The following is a 2,270-nucleotide window of genomic DNA, read 5'->3' on the forward strand; positions in this document are numbered from 1 at the left end:
GCAAGTCACCGGCGCCCGCGGGGGCGGCGGGCAGGACGGTGACCGTCCCGGCGACCAGCGCTCCTGCGGCGATCAGCATTCCTGCGCGTGGGGTCATAGGGCGTCCGTGCCCCGAACGGGGCGTGACAGGACCTGTTCCGGCCAGAGTTGACCCGAACGGACGGGCATCCGACGGCGTGTCAGGTGTTCCGGTCCGATGATCGGAGGCGCAAGGGCCGGGGAGCGCCGGTGACCGGGGAGCGGCGGTGATCTGGAAGCGGCGGTGATCGGGAAGCGCCGGTGATCGGGAAGCGGTGGCTGCTCAGAGGAGCGTCAGCTGTTCCGGCGCCGCCGCCGTCTCCGGGCCCTCCGGTACGGGTGTCCGGCGCGTCGCGCCCCGGTGGGCGGGGCCGATACCGAACTCGGCGGCCAGTTCGTGCACCTGACGGGTGATCCGGCGCTGGTACCACGTGGGCGCGTAGGCCCCGTCCGCGTACATCCGCTCGTACCGCCGCACCAGGCCGGGGTGGTGGCGCCGCAGCCACTGCATGAACCACTCGCGGGCGCCCGGCCGCAGGTGCAGCACGAGCGGGGTGACCGAACTCGCCCCGGCCTCGGCGATCGCGCGGACCGTGTCGCGGAGCTGCTCGGGCCGGTCGCCGAGGAAGGGCACCACGGGCGCCATCAGGACCCCGCAGTCGACGCCGTGCGCGCCGAGCGTCCGGACCACGTCGAGCCGGCGCTGCGGGGAGGGGGTGCCCGGCTCGATCGTGCGCCACAGCTCCTGGTCGGTGAAGCCGACGGAGACGGAGATGCCGACCTCGGTGACCCGGGCGGCCTGGGTGAGCAGCTCCAGGTCGCGCAGGATCAGCGTGCCCTTGGTGAGGATCGAGAAGGGGTTGGCGCGGTCGCGCAGGGCGGTGAGGATGCCCGGCATCAGGCCGTACCGGCCCTCGGCCCGCTGGTAGCAGTCGACGTTGGTGCCCATCGCGATGTGCGCGCCCTGCCAGCGGGCGGAGGAGAGCTGGCGGGCCAGGAGCTCCGGGGCGTTGATCTTGACGACGATCTGGGAGTCGAAGCCGAGCCCGGTGTCGAGGTCGAGATAGCTGTGGGTCTTGCGGGCGAAGCAGTACACACACGCGTGCGTGCACCCCCGGTACGGGTTGACCGTCCATTCGAACGGCATGCGGGAGGCCCCGGGCACCCTGTTGAGGATCGAGCGGGCCCGTACCTCGTGGAAGGTGATGCCCCGGAACTCGGGGGTGTCGAAGGTCCGGGTGGTCACCGCGTCCGTACCGAACAGGGCGATGTCGGCGGGAGCGGCAGGGGTGTCGCCCAGATTGTCCCAGCGCACGGGCGCCTCCTCGATGGCTCTGCGTCGACCGTTCGCTCAGAATAGAACACCTGTTCCCTTGATCGTTGCAACCCGGATTTCGCGCCCCGGAGCCCACGTGGTTCTCTAGGCCCACACCCCTGAGGAACCACGAGCTGGAGGAAGTCAATGGCGCAGGTCGAGGCCACCACGGAACGGATCATCGCCGCCGACGCGGAGACGGTGTTCGACGCGCTGGCCGACTACAGCGGCACGCGCGCGAAGCTGCTCCCCGAGCACTTCAGCGAGTACGAGGTGCGCGAGGGCGGCGACGGCGAGGGCACCCTCGTCCACTGGAAGCTGCAGGCCACCAGCAAGCGCGTCCGCGACTGCCTCCTGGAGGTCACCGAGCCCACCGACGGGCAGCTCGTCGAGAAGGACCGCAACTCCTCCATGGTCACCACCTGGCTCGTGACCCCCGCCGGCGAGGGCAAGTCCCGCGCCGTCGTCACCACCGTCTGGGACGGCGCCGGCGGCGTCGGCGGCTTCTTCGAGCGGACCTTCGCGCCCAAGGGCCTCGGCCGGATCTACGACGTCGTTCTCGCCAAGCTGGCGGACGAGGTCGAGAAGTAACGCCCGGAGCGTTCACCGATTCGAGTGGATCGCCCGCACCCCCGTAACGGCGCCCCCCGTGCGCCGGGGGCGCGGGCCCCCTTGTAAACGCGCTGATGAGCGACCCAAGTGCGCCGTACCGCAGGCCCGTTCGGGCCCCCGGGCGTCACTGACCCCCCGTACCGCCCGACTTGCTCCCCCTTCGTGCCCAATGCGAAGAATGGCGCGGCGCAGACGCCGTGACGAGGGGAGCAGGTACGTGGGTGCGATCACGATCGTGAAATCCGCCGAGGACGGAGAGGTGCCGGCGGACGCGGTACCGCTCGCCGCGGGCCGCCCGCCCACCGAGCCCACCCCTGCCTCTTAT

General features: G+C 71.3%; 2 protein-coding genes. One reads left to right on the forward strand and one right to left on the reverse strand.

Going from position 1 to position 2,270, the window contains the following annotated elements; genetic code table 11:
* Positions 1–301 precede the first annotated feature (301 nt).
* Positions 302–1,333 carry an Rv2578c family radical SAM protein gene (locus tag AOK00_RS33795; protein WP_055603958.1) on the reverse strand — a complete coding sequence of 344 codons (1,032 nt, stop codon included), beginning with the start codon at positions 1,331–1,333 and terminating at the stop codon, positions 302–304.
* A 147-nt stretch (positions 1,334–1,480) separates the two neighbouring features.
* Here AOK00_RS33795 and AOK00_RS33800 point away from each other — a divergent pair, with 147 nt between their 5' ends.
* Positions 1,481–1,924, forward strand: coding sequence for an SRPBCC family protein (locus tag AOK00_RS33800; protein WP_055603959.1), 444 nt, complete (start codon positions 1,481–1,483; stop codon positions 1,922–1,924).
* Positions 1,925–2,270 lie beyond the last annotated feature (346 nt).

The sequence above is a fragment of the Streptomyces aureus genome, from assembly GCF_001418135.1.
Taxonomy (GTDB): Bacteria; Actinomycetota; Actinomycetes; order Streptomycetales; family Streptomycetaceae; genus Streptomyces; species Streptomyces aureus_A.

Bases quoted from the DNA above. Each gene is read 5' to 3' on its own strand.
- AOK00_RS33800 (WP_055603959.1), top strand. From the start codon at position 1,481: ATGGCGCAGGTCGAGGCCACCACGGAACGGATCATCGCCGCCGACGCG.